Raw genomic sequence first — 15,114 nt, 5'->3', positions numbered from 1 at the left:
TGCACCTATTGCATGGACGAGGCTTATTTATTATTAGACAGTCGATGTTTGTTCAATTGGTGCTGAAGAGATATTGACTAATTTCTTGTCTTGATATGTAAAAATATAATCATAGTTAGTTGTTTCATTGAGCATCTTAGGTAAATAATATTTTAAGTCCGCAATACCTACATTTTCAGGGTGTAAAATCCAAGTAAGCTCCTTCCAATCAAGAATGCCCTCAGCAACCTTTATCGGTGTTACATATGGAAAAGATTCAGGTAGTTCCGCTATAAACGCATACATACAGCCATAGTTAACAACGCCATCTGTCCAGGTAATCTTACCCTTATAGGTAATATCCTCAACCGTAATGCCTGTTTCTTCTTTAATTTCTCGTAAGGCACCAGCTAATGGTGTTTCATCCTGTTCAATTTTGCCACCAACACCATTCCATGCGCCCATCCACTGAGGCTTATCTCTATTCAATAAAAGGATATAATCACCTTTCTTCAGAAAACAAATTGTAAATTCAGCCAAGTTTGTTCCTCCCTTTTCTTTAGTTATCTGAATTGGCAGGAGACCAGCCAGTCTGCTGACTCCAATGATTTGCTTGTTTTAAAATTTCCCATATGATCGATTCTTTAGATTTTGTATAAAGTTGACGATTATATTGGTATTTCTTAGCCAATTCATATTTTACCTGCTCATAGCGACGACAGTAATCTGGATGACGGCGCAAAAAATCTCGAAATAATAAGGCTAGCTGCTCTGCCCAACTACCAGCCTGTCGAACATGAATATGTACTCGTCTATCTCCAGGAGCCTCTCGAAAATAGCGTTTAGACTTGTCTGGATTTTCTGCTCGATAACTAAAACCTAGAGATTCTAATGGAGCTTTAAATGCTGCCAATGGTGTAAACGATGTGACGGATATTTGTATATCAATTACAGGCTTTGCTGCTAGCCCTGTTACAGCAGTTGAGCCAATATGATCAATTCTCAGCGCTATGTTTCCTAAGGCCTCCCTTAATTGACAGCCTATGCTATGAAATTCCTTAGCCCATTCATCTGTATAAGGTAAAATCAAAATAGGATCAGGCATTTTATCTCCTCCCTTGGTCTTCATAATTATTGTAGCATGCGTGTTATAGTGGAATAAAGATAGTAGAGGGAGTGAGAAAACGATGATTTTAATAAGTGCTTGCTTAGCAGGTTTAAATGTTCGTTATAATGGCACAAACAGTCTAGATGAAAAAATACAAAAGCTTGTGTTAGAAAATAAAGCTGTCACGGTTTGCCCAGAGCTGATGGGAGGCTTTTCAACGCCCCGCGAACCGGCTGAAATTGTAGGTGGCAATGGACAAGATGTACTTGATGGCAACGCAACAGTGGTTGAAAGTTCTGGACGAGATGTCACAGATTTATATCTGAAGGGAGCCTATGCAACTTTACAAAAAGCACTTGAGGTAGGGGCAACTCATGTCATTTTAAAGGAATATAGCCCATCCTGTGGCAGTGCAAAGATTTATAACGGTGCGTTTAATGGAACAAAATTAGCTGGCGAAGGAGTAACTACGGCATTGCTTCGAAGAAACAATATTGTCGTGCTATCTGAAGAGAATTTTTTTGAATGATTAAAGAGAGGCCCCTAAACTAGTAGGGGCCAAATTTATTTATTCAACAATTAATATGCGAGGCGACGTTTTAGCAATTATTTTGGTCGAAATCCAGCCGCCAAAAATGGCAGCTATTACACTTACAAAGCTTATACCGATACTTGTCGGCCAGTTTATAACAAGCGGTAGTTCGAGTAAGCCATAATCTAAAATAATCGACTGAAGTGCAAGAGGAATTAATTTTATCCCGATAAAGATTCCTGCTAATGCACCCATTATGGATAGAATTAAAATACCGATTGTAATCGACCATCTAATATTTGTAGAGGTCATTCCAATCGATTTATAAATGCCATACGTGCTACTTTCTTTTCTAACATTAATTCGTGATACACTAAAAATAATGATGCAGGTTACGATGATAAATAAAATACCAACAATTGAAAGGGGAATGACTAAAACGGCCACGACTTCTTGAAAGACGGCATCTAATAATAGCTGTTGTGTGACAGCTGATACAGAACTTTTAAAGTGCGTATTTAAATCCTCAACGAATGGCGTAGCGACTGTTTCATCTAAAAGATTAATCATACTTACCTCTGAAGTAGTGTAGGTAGTATTATAAACTTTAATAACCTCTGCTGTAATCCTTGCTGAATTTGACATATTTGCTATCGATTGATAGATTCCAGTAACAATAAGAAAATGCGGTTTCCCCTCAAGATAAACTTCTACAATATCGCCTATATTTTTATTTAAAGCGCGAGCGACATTGAGTCCAATCGCGATTTCGTTCTTACTGATTGGATTACGGCCAGACATTGTCACATAGCCAGCGGCATCAAAGCTACCCTCAATCACATTGACATTAATATTTAATGGGGGATTGCTGTCATTAGGAAGTATGCCTGTGAATTGATCAAGCCATGCATGATCTTTAACCCGTTCATCAGCCATTAAAAAATCTTCAAATTGTTGTTTTGTAAAGGTTTCTTTATTAGATACAGTTACTACTACATGTGAGGCATCATATCCCCATGAAGGAGATGTTTCTTTGATGGAAATAAAGCTATTTAATATGACTACACTAAAGACTAGTATGGCAGACGTAATGGAAGTAAGTGCAATAACAAGAATGGAACTTTTTATGTTTTTTGTGATACTTTTAAGACCAATTTGAAGTTGAATCGGTAGACTGCTTAATCGAAATAATCTATTCGAGCTGTTTCTGCGCCGATTCATTTTACTATTTGCACTTTCTGACATCCCATATTTGATGGCTTGAACAGGCTCTACATTTCGCGCCTTGTTTGAGTAGAAATAGGCAGTGAGTAGCACGATGCCAAATAAGATGAGAGCAATCACTATGTTAAATAGAGTATCTTGATGTATGGTTAAATGATTTCCTGCTTTCATATATGATAAGGAGCTTTCTATAATTATTCTGGAAAGGAATTTACTAATGATGATGCCAGGTATAATCGCGACAGCAGATAACAATCCGAATTGTAATACGTAAGTAATACTTATCTCTCGAGAAGAAAGACCCAATGATTTTATAACGCCTATTGTTCTGTAATTCGTTAAAATGGCATCGGAAATGCTAAAACCAATAACAAACAAGGAAACCAAAAGCATAGCTATACCAAAGGCGATCATAATAAAGCCAATGATTTTATTAATGATCAAATAAAAAGAAGCTATTTCTTCATATTCCATTTTAGATTCAAGATAAGGTCCCTGCAGATACTTTTCAAAATCACCCCAATAATTGGTGTTTTGCTGATAGTCATTAAAGCGTAATGCCATCATGTACTGATCAGAACCTGTCATGGTTGCTAAATGCTGTTGATAATCAGTATTGTTCATCCAGATACGAGCATTTGTTGTAAAAGGGCCTCCGTATGGCATATCAACCACAATACCTGACACTGTTAAATTAAACGTGCTCTCACCTGTATGAAATTCAATTGCATCACCGAGCGAAATGGTAGCGCTTGATGCCAATGATGTGGGAATCCAAATCGTACCCTTAGGAGGAGAGAGTTGCTTTTCACCCTCAGAAAATAGTAATTGATCAATCATAAACGGTGTATTTGGCGTATTCATCATAAATAAATAGATATTGGATATTTCTTTCCCATTGAAGGTAAATCTAGATAAATTTCTATAGGGTATGAGACTAGAAGTAGTCACGCCTGGTTGCTCTTGCCACCATTCGTTTACAGCAATCGGGTTATGAATATTGTTACCCATTGTTAAAATTTGATGGGCACCATTTGAATCATGATGGGCTTTTTCAAAAATATTGTTTGTATTGGTCAGTATAGTGACAGAAGTCGCCAGTAAAAGTGTTGATAAAAAAATAAGGACAACCATCAGTCCATTTTGTATTTTCCGTTTTCTTATATAGGAAGAGCAAAGGGTTATAATCGCGTACATTTTTTACTCCTTCCCGGCAACATAAGAAAAGATAATGTGTTCCCGTTCTTGTATGTTGGTATGATCATATTTTTCAAAGTTTAAGATCCCATCTATTTTTCCATCCTGAATGATGATTAGGCGATTCGCACGACAAGCTGCCTTCATATCATGTGTAATCATGACAATGGATTGCCCATTTCTATTTAAATTCGTTAAGGTATCTAATACTGCTACACCTTGATCAAAATTTAAACTACCAGTAGGTTCATCTGCAAATAACACTTCAGGATTGTTGACCAACGCTCTAGCAATGGCAGCTCTTTGTTGCTGTCCACCTGATGTTTGAGAGGGTAATCGATTTCGTTGCTTTTCAAGTCCCATTAAACTTAGTAGTTGCTCCGCTTTTTGTATGACTTCTTTTTTATTTTTTTTCGCGATGTATCCAGGAAGAGCAATATTCTCTAGTAGCGTCATATCTGGAATGAGATTGCTACTTTGATAGATATAGCCAACCTTCTGTGAACGCAAAGTAGCTAACTTTCGTTCAGAAAAGGTATCAAGTTTTTCTCCCTGAAAATAAACCTCTCCTGCTGTAAGGGCATCAAGCCCACTTAAAAGATAAAGAAGCGTTGATTTACCAGAACCAGAATTCCCCATAATAACGGTGAAATCCCCTTTATAAATGTCGACATTCATATTCTTAATAGCATGGAATTGTTCGCTGCCGGTTGAATAGGTTTTACATAAATTTTGGGCTCGAATCAGTATCTCTTTTTCCATGATAAGGCCTCCTTAACTCATTTTCTTTAGTGTAATATGTAATTATTAGTAAGTCCTTATGAAATTATTAATAAATTCTTACAGACAGAGTAACCTTTCTTAATAGTAAACGTTATAATATGCGATTTAATAGATGTAATAAATAAGGAGGTTTGAGATATGCCCTTAACATTTGCTCATCCAGCGGCAGTCTTACCTTTTTCTCGAAAAAGTAAATATATTCATTTTTCTGCATTAGTTTTAGGAAGTATGGCTCCAGATTTTGAATATTTTTTAAGAGGTCGGCCGATAGGGGAGATTGGTCATACCTTTGTAGGGTTCTTTTTATTCAATCTGCCACTCGTTCTTTTCATCTATTTGATTTATCAACGGTTTATCCAACAGCCAATCATGAGCCATTTACCAGAGTTTTTACAAGCTACAGAAAGCCATCAAATTGCAGGAAATAACATTTGGAAAGTATTTGTTTTTGGCTACTCTGCATTGCTGGGCATGTTAACACATGTCATATGGGATTCATTTACACATCAAAATGGGCTTATGGTGACAAAACTTCGAGTTCTTACTCAAACATATACTTTCTTTGGCTATCAAATACCGATTTATAAATTTCTACAACACGGGAGTACCTTGTTTGGCATTGTGTTAATCTTTGGATATGTATATTACAGAGCAACTTTAAGCAAAGATATAAAAATACCAGCTATATCGCCACGGAAAAAACGCATCTTTTGGAGTTTACTAGCTGTTTTAACGCTCGGATATGTATGTCTATGGCAGCTTATTAACGGCATTCCTTTAAGAAGTTATGGAATATGGGTTGTCCGTATTATCGATTCATTTTTTGGTAGTATACTTACCCTTTCTTTCTTTTTAGCATATAAGAAAAGAACGTTGAAAGAAAAAAAGACTTCCTAAAACGGGAGTCTTTTTACGAGATGGGGAGTATAAGTGTAAAGGTAGTGCCTTCATTAGGCTTACTATGAAATGAAATGGACCCATGGTGCGCTTCCATAATATGCTGACAAATGGATAGGCCAAGTCCTGCTCCTTCATTTTTAATGACTGATTCACTTCCAGGCTGCCGACCTCTAAAGTAACGTTCAAAAATAAAAGGCATATCTTCGGGAAGCATTCCATTACCAGTATCTATTACTTGGATATAGAGTGATTGATTTTCGATATAGGTAGTAATGGTGATGGTATCTTCATGAGAAGAATGTTTTAACGCATTGGTAATAAGGTTGGAGATCACCTGCTCTAGTCGATCAGCATCTACTAGAATAAGGACATTAGGAATACTAGTAGGTCTTATAAAATGAATATTTGTTGTTTGGACATAATATTGAATTGGTTTCAGAATGTTTGTAAGAACGTCTTGGCTATATTGTTCTTTTAAATGGATCGGGATATGACCAAGCTCCTTTAAGGTATGAATAAATAAATCATCAACTAGCCTCGACATCTTATCCGTATTAGACTGCATGATTTGAATATAGGCCATAAGCGAATCTTCATCTCGACAAATACCCTCTGAAATAGCGTCTAAATATGCTTTGATTGTGGTTAAGGGAGTTCTCACTTCATGAGATATATTAGAAATGAGCTTCTTTTGAGTTTGCTCTTGTTCATTGTGCTGGATGGCTAACTGTTTAATCTCTAATCGCATTTGATCAAATACTGCATACAATTCACCAATCTCATCCATTTTCGAGTGGATGGTAATTTGTTCGTAATTTCCTTTTACAATTTCCTCTGTGTTGTCCTTTAGATCATCTAAAGGCTTTAAAATATCTTTATGAACTTTCCTTACTATGAATAGGGCAAGGCAAATGATCAAAAGGCTCAAGAAGCCAATAAAGACTAATAAAAGAATCGAGTTGGAATTAGTCTGTTTTAAAGGAAAGAGAATGTCTTTGTTCAGGGAAAAAATAGCATTACCTATCTGTTCATTGCTTTCTCCATTCATAATCGGAAAGGCTATATTAATCTTTCCAGGCTCTTGTTGTGAGGTAAATAAATCATAATGTATATCATGTTTAATATGAATAGTAGTTGAAACATCATTCTTAATTGAAGTGTAACTTACTGTTCCATCTAGTTGAACTACTGTAATATCAATATTCTTGTCATCACTCATTTGTTGTAGCGTGCTACGTACAGCTGAATCTAATGCGAAATTTGGAAAATGATCTTCTATGTACAATAATAATGGATTTACTAATAAACGAATTTGATTAATAACATATTTATCTTGTGATTCTTCTTGAGAAGTCTCTGTTGCAAAGTATAGTGAAAGGACAACGATAAACAATAATACAACACAGATTAATAGAGTCCATAACCACTTATTCATCCAATTTTTTAGGTACATTTGATTCTCCTATGAGTGATTGGGTGTACTGAATTTATAACCAACTCCCCAAACCGTTTGAAGATAAACAGGATGAGAAGGGCTGACTTCAATTTTTTCTCGAAGCCTTCTAATATAAACTGTAATTGTATTTTCATCTCCATAGGTCTCATAACCCCAAACGGCATCAAGTAACTGACCTTTAGAGAAAACTTGATTTCTATTTTTAGCTAGGAAAAATAGCAGTTCAAACTCTTTTGCTGACAGTGGTATTGGCTTGCTATCACGTAAAAAAATATATTCCTGTTTATTTATGACCATATTATCTATGTGAATGACATCTCCTCCCATATGCCGTCCATTATGCTGAAGCCATCTATCCTGTCTTCGTAAATGAGCGTTAATTCTTGCGACAAGTTCACTTAGAGAGAACGGTTTTGTCATATAATCATCTGCTCCAAAACCTAATCCCAGTACTTTATCTGTATCACTTCCTCGAGCACTTAAAATAAGAATGGCAACATTGCTGTTTTCACGGATTTTACGACATATTTCAATGCCATCACAATCGGGTAGAGAAAGATCAAGGATAATGAAATCAGGTTTAGATTCTTGCAAATAATGGATTGCTTCATGACCTGTTCGAACAATATGTGAATCGAACTGATTAACACTTAAGTAGTCCCTTATAATATTAGCTATATCATTTTCGTCTTCAACAATTAGTACTTTGATGTTCCCGTTGCTCATACATACTATCTCTCCTTAGTAAGATGTCTAAATCATTTTCTTCGGTTGACTAGGAAAAAAAACAAACCAATGATAAGGAATGCATAAATTATAATCCATGTGTATTGCCAATAAAAAACGTTGGGTATAACTTCAATTTGATCGCCCACACTCATCATTTTTAATGAAAAATGAAGAGGGGGAAGTAACCAAAGAAGTCCAGTTAGAATAGAATCTTTTAAAGTAGCGATCACGACAGAAATAATAAGGATGCCTATTACACCCCACCACGTATTTCGCCTATTTTTCACGAGTTCCCTAGTAAATAAAGCAGTGAGTGCAATGGCAAGTAACGATAAACTAAAATGAGACAAGAAACCTAGTAAAATATGTAATAGTTTGGGCTTCTCAAAAAATGCCTCTATTAGGATTGGATAGATGACAGAAACACAGCTTAGGCTAAAGGCAAGCAGCCCACAAATGATGAATATCCCTAAATTGTAGTCTATTGTTTTTCTCGTATGAAGGGTAGTAATCATTTTTTGTCCTTCATCTTCAGCATGAAATAATGTAACAGTAAACCAGCCCATTAAAAAAAAGAGCACAAGAGATGTAAATGAATAACTATCTAATATTGGATTAGGGACAAAAGTATAATTAACGATAAGACATAGAATGAAGATTGTAAAAGGTGGAACGTATTGATAGGTTCTTAAATAATTTATCAATTGATAACGTACTAAACTGCTCATCTTTTTCGATTCCTCCTTTCAAAAATGAGAAGAGAATTGTTCTTTTTTGTAGTGGACAGTAGCTAAATATTTAATTGAAGCATTGTGTTGTAATAATTTCAGTAAAATTTGATCTGAATCCTTTGCTGGAACAATCGTCACTATTTCATAATGTCCATTCACTAAAAGTTGTTGTTGTTGAATCTCTATCGAAGGTATGATTTCATCGAGTAATGATAGGCTAGCAATCTCAAAAATTAATCGATGCGTTGGATTGCGATCGAAACCCTCTATCTGAATGATCGTATTCTCTTGAATAAGTAAAACGGAGTCTACAAGGTTTTCGAGTAATTTGGTTTCATGACAGGTTAAGAGGATACTGAGTCCTTTGCTTCTTACTCTAGCTAAGATTTGTTCGAAATCATTTTGTGCCTTGGCATCAAGTCCTGACAATGGTTCATCCATTATCAGTAGATCAGTTTCTTCTAGCATCGCCTGCATAATCATCACCTTTTGCTTCATCCCTTTAGAGAAATGGACAATCCTTGTATCTTTTTCCTCTTTTAGTTGAAACATATCAAGTAATTCTTCTATCTTCTGCAAAAGCTGCTTTTTAGCCATACCTCGTATACAGCCCATGTGATAAAGATATTCTTGAGGTGTAAATAAAATATGAGAAGGAGTTGTTTCTGGTACATAGCCAACTTTTAAAGACGTTTTATGCTTCACAATAGAACCACTGTCTGGTTTAATGAATGCTGCAATAATCTTGAGTAAAGTGCTTTTTCCAGAACCATTTTTCCCCACTAGAGCAATGATTTGATTGGACGCAATTGAAAACGATACATTCTCTAAAATTTTTTTCCCATTGTATTGTTTACAGATGTTTTGTACTTCCAAAATAGTAGTCATCTTCACACACCTTTATTTTTGGATAATTCTTTTCCATAAAATAATTATAATGAAAATCGACCATTCACTTCAATTAAATTGGTTATATTTCCTGTTTTTAGTTATTTCAGTTACATAAAAAAGCTCTGCTTTTTAAATAGCAGAACTTTTAAGGATTGATTACAACGAACGATATTTTTTTAAACTGATAATATTTAACATAATGAAAACAATGGCAAAACAAGCAAGAATGCTGAGATTCACTATAATATCAGAAAGTGAATAACCTTTATACATCACACCATTCAATGCGTCCGCAGCATAGTATAGAGGCATGATACGCCCAATGTTTTGAAGCCATTCCGCCATACTATCCAGCGGGAAAATACCCGAGAAGAACACTTGAGGAACAATAACAAGCGGAATAAATTGCATCATTTGAAATTCTGAAGCGGCAAAGCTAGATAGCAACGCACCTAAGGATAACGAGACAAGAGCGACCATCATATTGATGAGTAGGACAAGCCAGATGGAGCCTACATGGACAATATCGAGCACATAAATACCAAACAGGACGATAATAATTGTTTGCAGGAACGCAAATAAACCATAGCCAACCATATAGCCTGCTACAATTTCTGAACGTTTAATCGGTGTCGCTAGTAAACGCTCCAATGTTCCAGAAGTACGCTCCTTTAATAAGGCAATGCCCGTAATTAAAAAAACAAAGAAAAAAACAAAGAAGCCAATGAGCATAGGACTAAATATATCAAAAATAGCCGTATCCTGATCACCATAAACATAGTCCGTTTTCATACTGCCTATAGAGGCTTGTGTAGGCTGTAAGATTTGAGCAAGTTGCATCGTTAAAGCCTTTGCCAGAGAAGGATCATCATTTAATAAAGTTAACTTACTAACATTTTGCTCTACTGCTAGCCAACCATTATACTCTTTATCTTGTAGCTGTTTTTTTGAAAAATCATTGTCCACGATAATGGTAAAATCAGTCTCTTTTAATTTGTCGATCAATGGGGCGGGCGCATTAGAGACCACAAGTGTGACGGAAGCCTCTTCACTATTGAAAATAAAATACATTAAGGATAAGACAAGAAGTGGGGCTAAAAATAATAAAGCAAGTGTCCGTCTATCTCTTTTCATTTGTTGGATGATTCTTGTGATGATAGCACCTATTCTCATTGAACGTCACCTCCAGCTTTTACAAACACCTCATCAAAGTCTTTTGCTTGATATTGTTCTTTTAACTCTTGTGGGGTACCCTGTGCAATAATATGTCCACTTCTCAGCATGGCCAATTGATCACATCTTTCCGCTTCATCCATCGCATGCGTCGTCACTAAAATGGTTTTTTGTTCTTGATCTTTTAAACGAATAAGTTCTTGCCAAATTTCCTTTTTTAAGACAGGATCTATCCCCACCGTTGGTTCATCCAAAATGAGTAGTTTAGGATTTTGAATAAGGGCAATAGCAAGAGATAATCGACGTTTCATTCCCCCCGAATAATTTTCTACTTTTTGTCGTAAGTCATCTGTTAAACGAACGAGGCTTGCCGCATAGGCTACTCTTTCTATTCGTTCCGCTTTAGATAGTGAATAAAGCTTTGCAAAAAAATGTAGATTTTCTTCTCCCGTTAAATCTGTATAAAGTGCATCTGATTGTGCCATATAGCCAATGTCATTTAATAATTGTTTATGAGGAACATTCAAATCTAATACTTGAATAGTACCACTATCAGGTTTCAGCATGCCCATAATCATTTTGATTAGTGTTGTTTTACCACAGCCTGACGGACCGAGTAAGCCCATTAACTGTCCCTTAGGAACATCCAAAGAAAGGGGAGCAATAACTTGCTTATGTTGAAATCGTTTTTCGAGAGACTTAATAGAGATTACCTGGTTGCCCATATGGTCCTCACTCCTTCACTGAACACAATGTCGATTTGATAAAAATTTTACGGTAGCATGTGAGCAAATACAATCAACAGTTTGCCAGCAAGTGTTAAGTAAATGGAGGGAAATATGTGTCTGTGCATGAAAAAATGAATTTTGATTAAATAATTCTAAATAAGTATTTTATATTACAAAATTTATCGAAAAGTGATGATATGTGATCTATCTCATTTAGTACCTCATTTTGATTCTTTCAAGTGATGTGTACTATGAGAGGTTCAGTGTATACAAATTCAATGGTACACGTCGCCTGTTATGATAGGGACAGAAAAGGTATTCTAATAGATGCATTTAAAAACAAGTAAGTAAATTGTACAATAGCTAAAATTGTTTAAAGTAAGTTTCAATCGCCCAGCATTCATTATAATGATCTAGTATTTTGGGTGGCAATTTTGTATTAGTACTTAATAACAATGCATACGTTTATGTTGCTTTTCTTTGTTCACAGGCCAGTGCAATACGATAACGCCAGATTCAATATCATTTAATACCTTCATATCAATTCGCACGGTATTGTTCTTGGCCGATCATCACTAGATCAGTATCTTGTTCGTTCCTCTATATAATTGGCAAATTGTTTTACCTGTAGGGGAACGCCTGCTTGATAAATGATGAGTTTCGTTTTAAGTGCAACGATGACATGTATGCCACATGTTAATGACGTCTCAGCGATAGTATGTAATGTTTATCAGCTATTTCACAATAAATCGGTTAGTTGTTCATAAGAGACAAGCTTTTATTAAATCTATAAACCGTTGGATTTTACTAGCCGTTTTTCTTTTTAAAGAGACGACAATTACTTTGAAAGACTTTTGTGACAGACTGTATAACAGTTGTATCCTTGAACAAAAGTGAAACCACATCCCTTAAGAGGTAAAGTAATACGGGATTGGGAATGTAAAAAGGTAACTAACTATCATGAATGTTGTTATGTGACAAGCTATATAATCAGATAGACGACCATTGGTAATTGGTTGTATAAAAACTTACATTCTATCCAAATGGAATCATTCTGTCTTTTTATTTTACTTGATGGTAATTAATTAAAAGAAGTTTACTCATCCTAAGTAAAACGAAATATGGATTTGGAAGTTAAACAATTTCCGAATTCTTTTTTTTTTGGAGTTATTATTTTAATAGCATCACTTCTTTAAAATTAAATTTATAGACAGCTTGAATATTAAATTAAATAGATAAGTAAAAAGTAGGGTTATAATAATCAGAATATTTTTAAATTATTATTGACTTAATTTATAATTGTATTACAATTAGAAAAAAGGAGGATGAAAGATGAAAAATAGTATTTTAAAAGGTATTTTAGGTTTCCCAGTAACACCTTTCAATAAGGATAATAGTATTGATATTATTTCTTTTAAGGAAAATATGGATTTTTTAATTGAGAATGGCATTACGACTATTTTTGTAGCATGTGGTGCAGGAGAATATAATTCTCTTACAAATTTTGAGTATGAAAAGTTGTTAGAGGTTGGTTCTAGTTACCGAGATGAAAAGATTAAAATTTTCGCTGGAATTGGTGGAAATGTCCAAGTTGCACAGGAGCAAATTTTAATTGCGGAAAAATATAATATTGATGGATTCCTAATGATGCCACCGTATTTGATTTCACCGTCAAGAGAAGGTCTAAAATTATATTTAGAAAATTTAATTCAAGCAACTAGTTTAGATGTAATAATTTATCATCGAGATAATTGTAGGGTTGATATACAAATGCTGAATGAATTATCTAAATATGAAAATCTAGTTGGCTTCAAAGATGGTGTAGGGAAAATTGAAGAAGTATTAGAATATGTTCACACATTTGGAGATCGCTTTGAATGGATTAACGGTCTTCCACTAGCCGAAGTAACTATGTCAGCATATTATAAAATGGGATTTAAATCGTATTCTTCAGCAATTTCAAATTATATACCAAAAATTTCCCGATTACATTTTGATGCTATTATTAATGGTGATTCTGAAAAAGAAAAACATATTTATGAAAATTTTATTTTACCAATTCATCGAATTAGAACAGCTGAAAAAGGATATGCAGTATCTCTAATCAAAGCTGGTATAAATATTATTAATCCATCAATAGGATTAAATGTTCGAGGTCCAATTAGCTCAGTTAAGGACAAGCATTATCAACAATTAAAAGAGGTTGTTGAAGCTGCTAATATTTATGTAAGTAAGGTGAGTGTATGATCAAACAAAATTATCTAAATGGACAATGGGTGACAAGCGACTCAAAAGAAACTTTATATAATGTTAATCCATCGAATATTAAGGAAGTGCTTGGCGAATATCAAAATTCTAATGAAGCAGATGTAAATGCTGCATTCAATTTTGCAAATGAGGCGAAGAAAAAGTGGAGAAGGTTGTCGTATTTACAAAGAGCAGAATATTTATATAAAACTGCTCAAATTTTATTAGAAAAAGCAGATGAAATAGCCGCTTTACTTTCAAAAGAAGTCGGTAAAACAATTGATGAATCAAAGGGTGAAGTAATTAGAGGGGTAAATATTTTAAGATACTTTGCAGGGGAAGGATATCGAGCAATAGGGGAGAATATTCCCCCTTCAGATGCAGATGGTACAATGTATACTATGAGGGAACCATTAGGGGTTGTTGGTATCATTTCACCTTGGAATTTCCCTTGTGCAATTCCATTATGGAAAACTGCACCAGCTCTAATCTTTGGCAACACCGTAGTTCTGAAGCCAGCAAAGGAAGCATCATTAACTGCTATTAAAATTGTAGAGTGTTTTGATGAAGCGGGTTTACCTGAAGGAGTACTAAATTTAGTTACTGGTGAGGGGAGGGTAATAGGGGATTTAATACTTAACAATCAGCATTTAAATGCCATTTCTTTTACAGGTTCAAATGGTGTTGGTAAACATATCGGTAAAATTTGTAACGAGAGAGGCATTAAGTGCCAGCTTGAAATGGGAGGAAAGAACCCAATAGTAGTTTCAGAAAAAGCTAATCTTGAGCTAGCTGTAACTGGAATTTTAAACGGTGCATTTAAATTTACAGGTCAGAAATGTACTGCTTGTAGTAGAGTTTATGTACAATCATCAATTTATGAAAAAGTAAAATCATCTATATTGACAAAGATAAAAAATATTAATGTGGGTGATGCTATAAATCCAAATAGTTGGATGGGTCCGAGTAGTAACTTAAATCAATATGAAACTGTAAAAAAATATGTAACAGAAGCTATTTCGAATGGAAATACCTTACTTGTAGGAGGAAACTTTGAAGATACAAAAGGATATTTTTCTGAACCAACAATTTTTGAAATCTATAATAACAAAGAAAAAATAGTACAAGAAGAAATCTTTGGTCCTGTTTTAGCACTAATGAAATTTGAAAATCTAAACGATGCAATAGAACTTTGTAATGATAGTATTTATGGGTTAAGCGCTTCACTTTATTCAGAAAACATTAATGAAATTCTGATGTTTATCCGTGATATTGAATGTGGTATGGTCCGAATTAATTCAGAAACTTCAGGAGTTGAATTACAAGCTCCGTTTGGAGGAATGAAGGAATCTAGTTCCCATTCACGCGAACAAGGACGAGCAGCCGTTGAATTCTATACGTCAATAAAAACTGTTTTTGTAAAGTGAGGACCACAA

The 15,114-nt window shown here is 34.8% G+C and carries 14 protein-coding genes; 4 read left to right on the top strand and 10 right to left on the bottom strand.

Annotated features, from left to right (window positions below; genetic code table 11):
* Nucleotides 1–33: 33 nt before the first annotated feature.
* Complete coding sequence (locus ACMGGO_RS16280) at nt 34–519, bottom strand: NUDIX hydrolase (RefSeq protein ID WP_066036627.1); 486 nt, start codon at nt 517–519, stop codon at nt 34–36.
* A 19-nt stretch (nt 520–538) separates the two neighbouring features.
* Nucleotides 539–1,084: a GrpB family protein gene (locus ACMGGO_RS16275; RefSeq protein ID WP_420282059.1), complete on the bottom strand. Its 546-nt coding sequence runs from the start codon at nt 1,082–1,084 to the stop codon at nt 539–541.
* A gap of 82 nt (nt 1,085–1,166) precedes the next feature.
* On the opposite strand from ACMGGO_RS16275, the gene ACMGGO_RS16270 reads away from it, so the two are divergent.
* Complete coding sequence (locus ACMGGO_RS16270; protein WP_066036629.1) at nt 1,167–1,616, top strand: DUF523 domain-containing protein; 450 nt, start codon at nt 1,167–1,169, stop codon at nt 1,614–1,616.
* A 39-nt stretch (nt 1,617–1,655) separates the two neighbouring features.
* Here ACMGGO_RS16270 and ACMGGO_RS16265 read toward each other — a convergent pair whose 3' ends face one another.
* Both ACMGGO_RS16265 and ACMGGO_RS16260 read right to left on the bottom strand, forming a co-directional pair.
* Nucleotides 1,656–4,040 (bottom strand): ABC transporter permease, encoded by a 2,385-nt coding sequence (locus tag ACMGGO_RS16265; RefSeq protein ID WP_420282058.1) that lies wholly within the window; start codon nt 4,038–4,040, stop codon nt 1,656–1,658.
* 3 nt (nt 4,041–4,043) lie between these two features.
* A complete protein-coding gene (locus ACMGGO_RS16260; RefSeq protein ID WP_112117594.1) occupies nt 4,044–4,802 on the bottom strand; it encodes an ABC transporter ATP-binding protein in 759 nt (252 codons plus the stop codon).
* Between the two features lie 159 nt (nt 4,803–4,961).
* On the opposite strand from ACMGGO_RS16260, the gene ACMGGO_RS16255 reads away from it, so the two are divergent.
* Nucleotides 4,962–5,720: a DUF4184 family protein gene (locus ACMGGO_RS16255; RefSeq protein WP_420282057.1), complete on the top strand. Its 759-nt coding sequence runs from the start codon at nt 4,962–4,964 to the stop codon at nt 5,718–5,720.
* A gap of 13 nt (nt 5,721–5,733) precedes the next feature.
* Here the strand turns inward: ACMGGO_RS16255 and ACMGGO_RS16250 are convergent, their stop codons facing one another.
* The 6 genes from ACMGGO_RS16250 to ACMGGO_RS16225 form a co-directional block, all read right to left on the bottom strand.
* Nucleotides 5,734–7,176, bottom strand: coding sequence for a sensor histidine kinase (locus tag ACMGGO_RS16250; RefSeq protein WP_420282056.1), 1,443 nt, complete (start codon nt 7,174–7,176; stop codon nt 5,734–5,736).
* Between the two features lie 9 nt (nt 7,177–7,185).
* Complete coding sequence (locus ACMGGO_RS16245; RefSeq protein WP_115673491.1) at nt 7,186–7,905, bottom strand: response regulator transcription factor; 720 nt, start codon at nt 7,903–7,905, stop codon at nt 7,186–7,188.
* Nucleotides 7,906–7,937: 32 nt separating this feature from the next.
* Nucleotides 7,938–8,636 (bottom strand): ABC transporter permease, encoded by a 699-nt coding sequence (locus ACMGGO_RS16240; protein WP_420282055.1) that lies wholly within the window; start codon nt 8,634–8,636, stop codon nt 7,938–7,940.
* A gap of 18 nt (nt 8,637–8,654) precedes the next feature.
* The gene (locus ACMGGO_RS16235; RefSeq protein WP_328012145.1) at nt 8,655–9,527 is read right to left on the bottom strand and encodes an ABC transporter ATP-binding protein; all 873 of its coding nucleotides are present in this window, start codon (nt 9,525–9,527) and stop codon (nt 8,655–8,657) included.
* 159 nt (nt 9,528–9,686) lie between these two features.
* Complete coding sequence (locus tag ACMGGO_RS16230) at nt 9,687–10,703, bottom strand: ABC transporter permease (RefSeq protein ID WP_328012143.1); 1,017 nt, start codon at nt 10,701–10,703, stop codon at nt 9,687–9,689.
* Nucleotides 10,700–11,428 (bottom strand): ABC transporter ATP-binding protein, encoded by a 729-nt coding sequence (locus ACMGGO_RS16225; RefSeq protein WP_420282054.1) that lies wholly within the window; start codon nt 11,426–11,428, stop codon nt 10,700–10,702. Before ACMGGO_RS16225 ends, ACMGGO_RS16230 begins: the two co-directional genes overlap by 4 nt.
* 1,335 nt (nt 11,429–12,763) lie before the next feature.
* Here ACMGGO_RS16225 and ACMGGO_RS16220 point away from each other — a divergent pair.
* Together ACMGGO_RS16220 and ACMGGO_RS16215 are read left to right on the top strand one after the other, a co-directional pair.
* Nucleotides 12,764–13,678, top strand: coding sequence for a 5-dehydro-4-deoxyglucarate dehydratase (locus tag ACMGGO_RS16220; protein WP_112117602.1), 915 nt, complete (start codon nt 12,764–12,766; stop codon nt 13,676–13,678).
* Entirely contained in the window at nt 13,675–15,105 is a 1,431-nt protein-coding gene (locus tag ACMGGO_RS16215; RefSeq protein WP_313871575.1) for an aldehyde dehydrogenase family protein, read from the top strand. Before ACMGGO_RS16220 ends, ACMGGO_RS16215 begins: the two co-directional genes overlap by 4 nt.
* Nucleotides 15,106–15,114: the final 9 nt, after the last annotated feature.

It is taken from the genome of Lysinibacillus sp. BNK-21, assembly GCF_048684915.1.
Classification (GTDB): Bacteria; Bacillota; Bacilli; order Bacillales_A; family Planococcaceae; genus Lysinibacillus; species Lysinibacillus capsici.
The sequence above is the reverse complement of the archived record's forward strand: the minus strand, read 5'-3'. Positions and strand labels throughout refer to the sequence as shown.

Excerpts from the sequence above, each read along its gene's own strand:
- ACMGGO_RS16260 (WP_112117594.1), bottom strand. The coding sequence starts at position 4,802 with ATGGAAAAAGAGATACTGATTCGAGCCCAAAATTTATGTAAAACCTAT.
- ACMGGO_RS16225 (WP_420282054.1), bottom strand. The coding sequence starts at position 11,428 with ATGGGCAACCAGGTAATCTCTATTAAGTCTCTCGAAAAACGATTTCAA.
- ACMGGO_RS16265 (WP_420282058.1), bottom strand. The coding sequence starts at position 4,040 with ATGTACGCGATTATAACCCTTTGCTCTTCCTATATAAGAAAACGGAAA.
- ACMGGO_RS16255 (WP_420282057.1), top strand. The coding sequence starts at position 4,962 with ATGCCCTTAACATTTGCTCATCCAGCGGCAGTCTTACCTTTTTCTCGA.
- ACMGGO_RS16240 (WP_420282055.1), bottom strand. The coding sequence starts at position 8,636 with ATGAGCAGTTTAGTACGTTATCAATTGATAAATTATTTAAGAACCTAT.
- ACMGGO_RS16250 (WP_420282056.1), bottom strand. The coding sequence starts at position 7,176 with ATGTACCTAAAAAATTGGATGAATAAGTGGTTATGGACTCTATTAATC.
- ACMGGO_RS16275 (WP_420282059.1), bottom strand. The coding sequence starts at position 1,084 with ATGCCTGATCCTATTTTGATTTTACCTTATACAGATGAATGGGCTAAG.
- ACMGGO_RS16235 (WP_328012145.1), bottom strand. The coding sequence starts at position 9,527 with ATGACTACTATTTTGGAAGTACAAAACATCTGTAAACAATACAATGGG.
- ACMGGO_RS16245 (WP_115673491.1), bottom strand. The coding sequence starts at position 7,905 with ATGAGCAACGGGAACATCAAAGTACTAATTGTTGAAGACGAAAATGAT.
- ACMGGO_RS16230 (WP_328012143.1), bottom strand. The coding sequence starts at position 10,703 with ATGAGAATAGGTGCTATCATCACAAGAATCATCCAACAAATGAAAAGA.
- ACMGGO_RS16270 (WP_066036629.1), top strand. The coding sequence starts at position 1,167 with ATGATTTTAATAAGTGCTTGCTTAGCAGGTTTAAATGTTCGTTATAAT.
- ACMGGO_RS16220 (WP_112117602.1), top strand. The coding sequence starts at position 12,764 with ATGAAAAATAGTATTTTAAAAGGTATTTTAGGTTTCCCAGTAACACCT.
- ACMGGO_RS16215 (WP_313871575.1), top strand. The coding sequence starts at position 13,675 with ATGATCAAACAAAATTATCTAAATGGACAATGGGTGACAAGCGACTCA.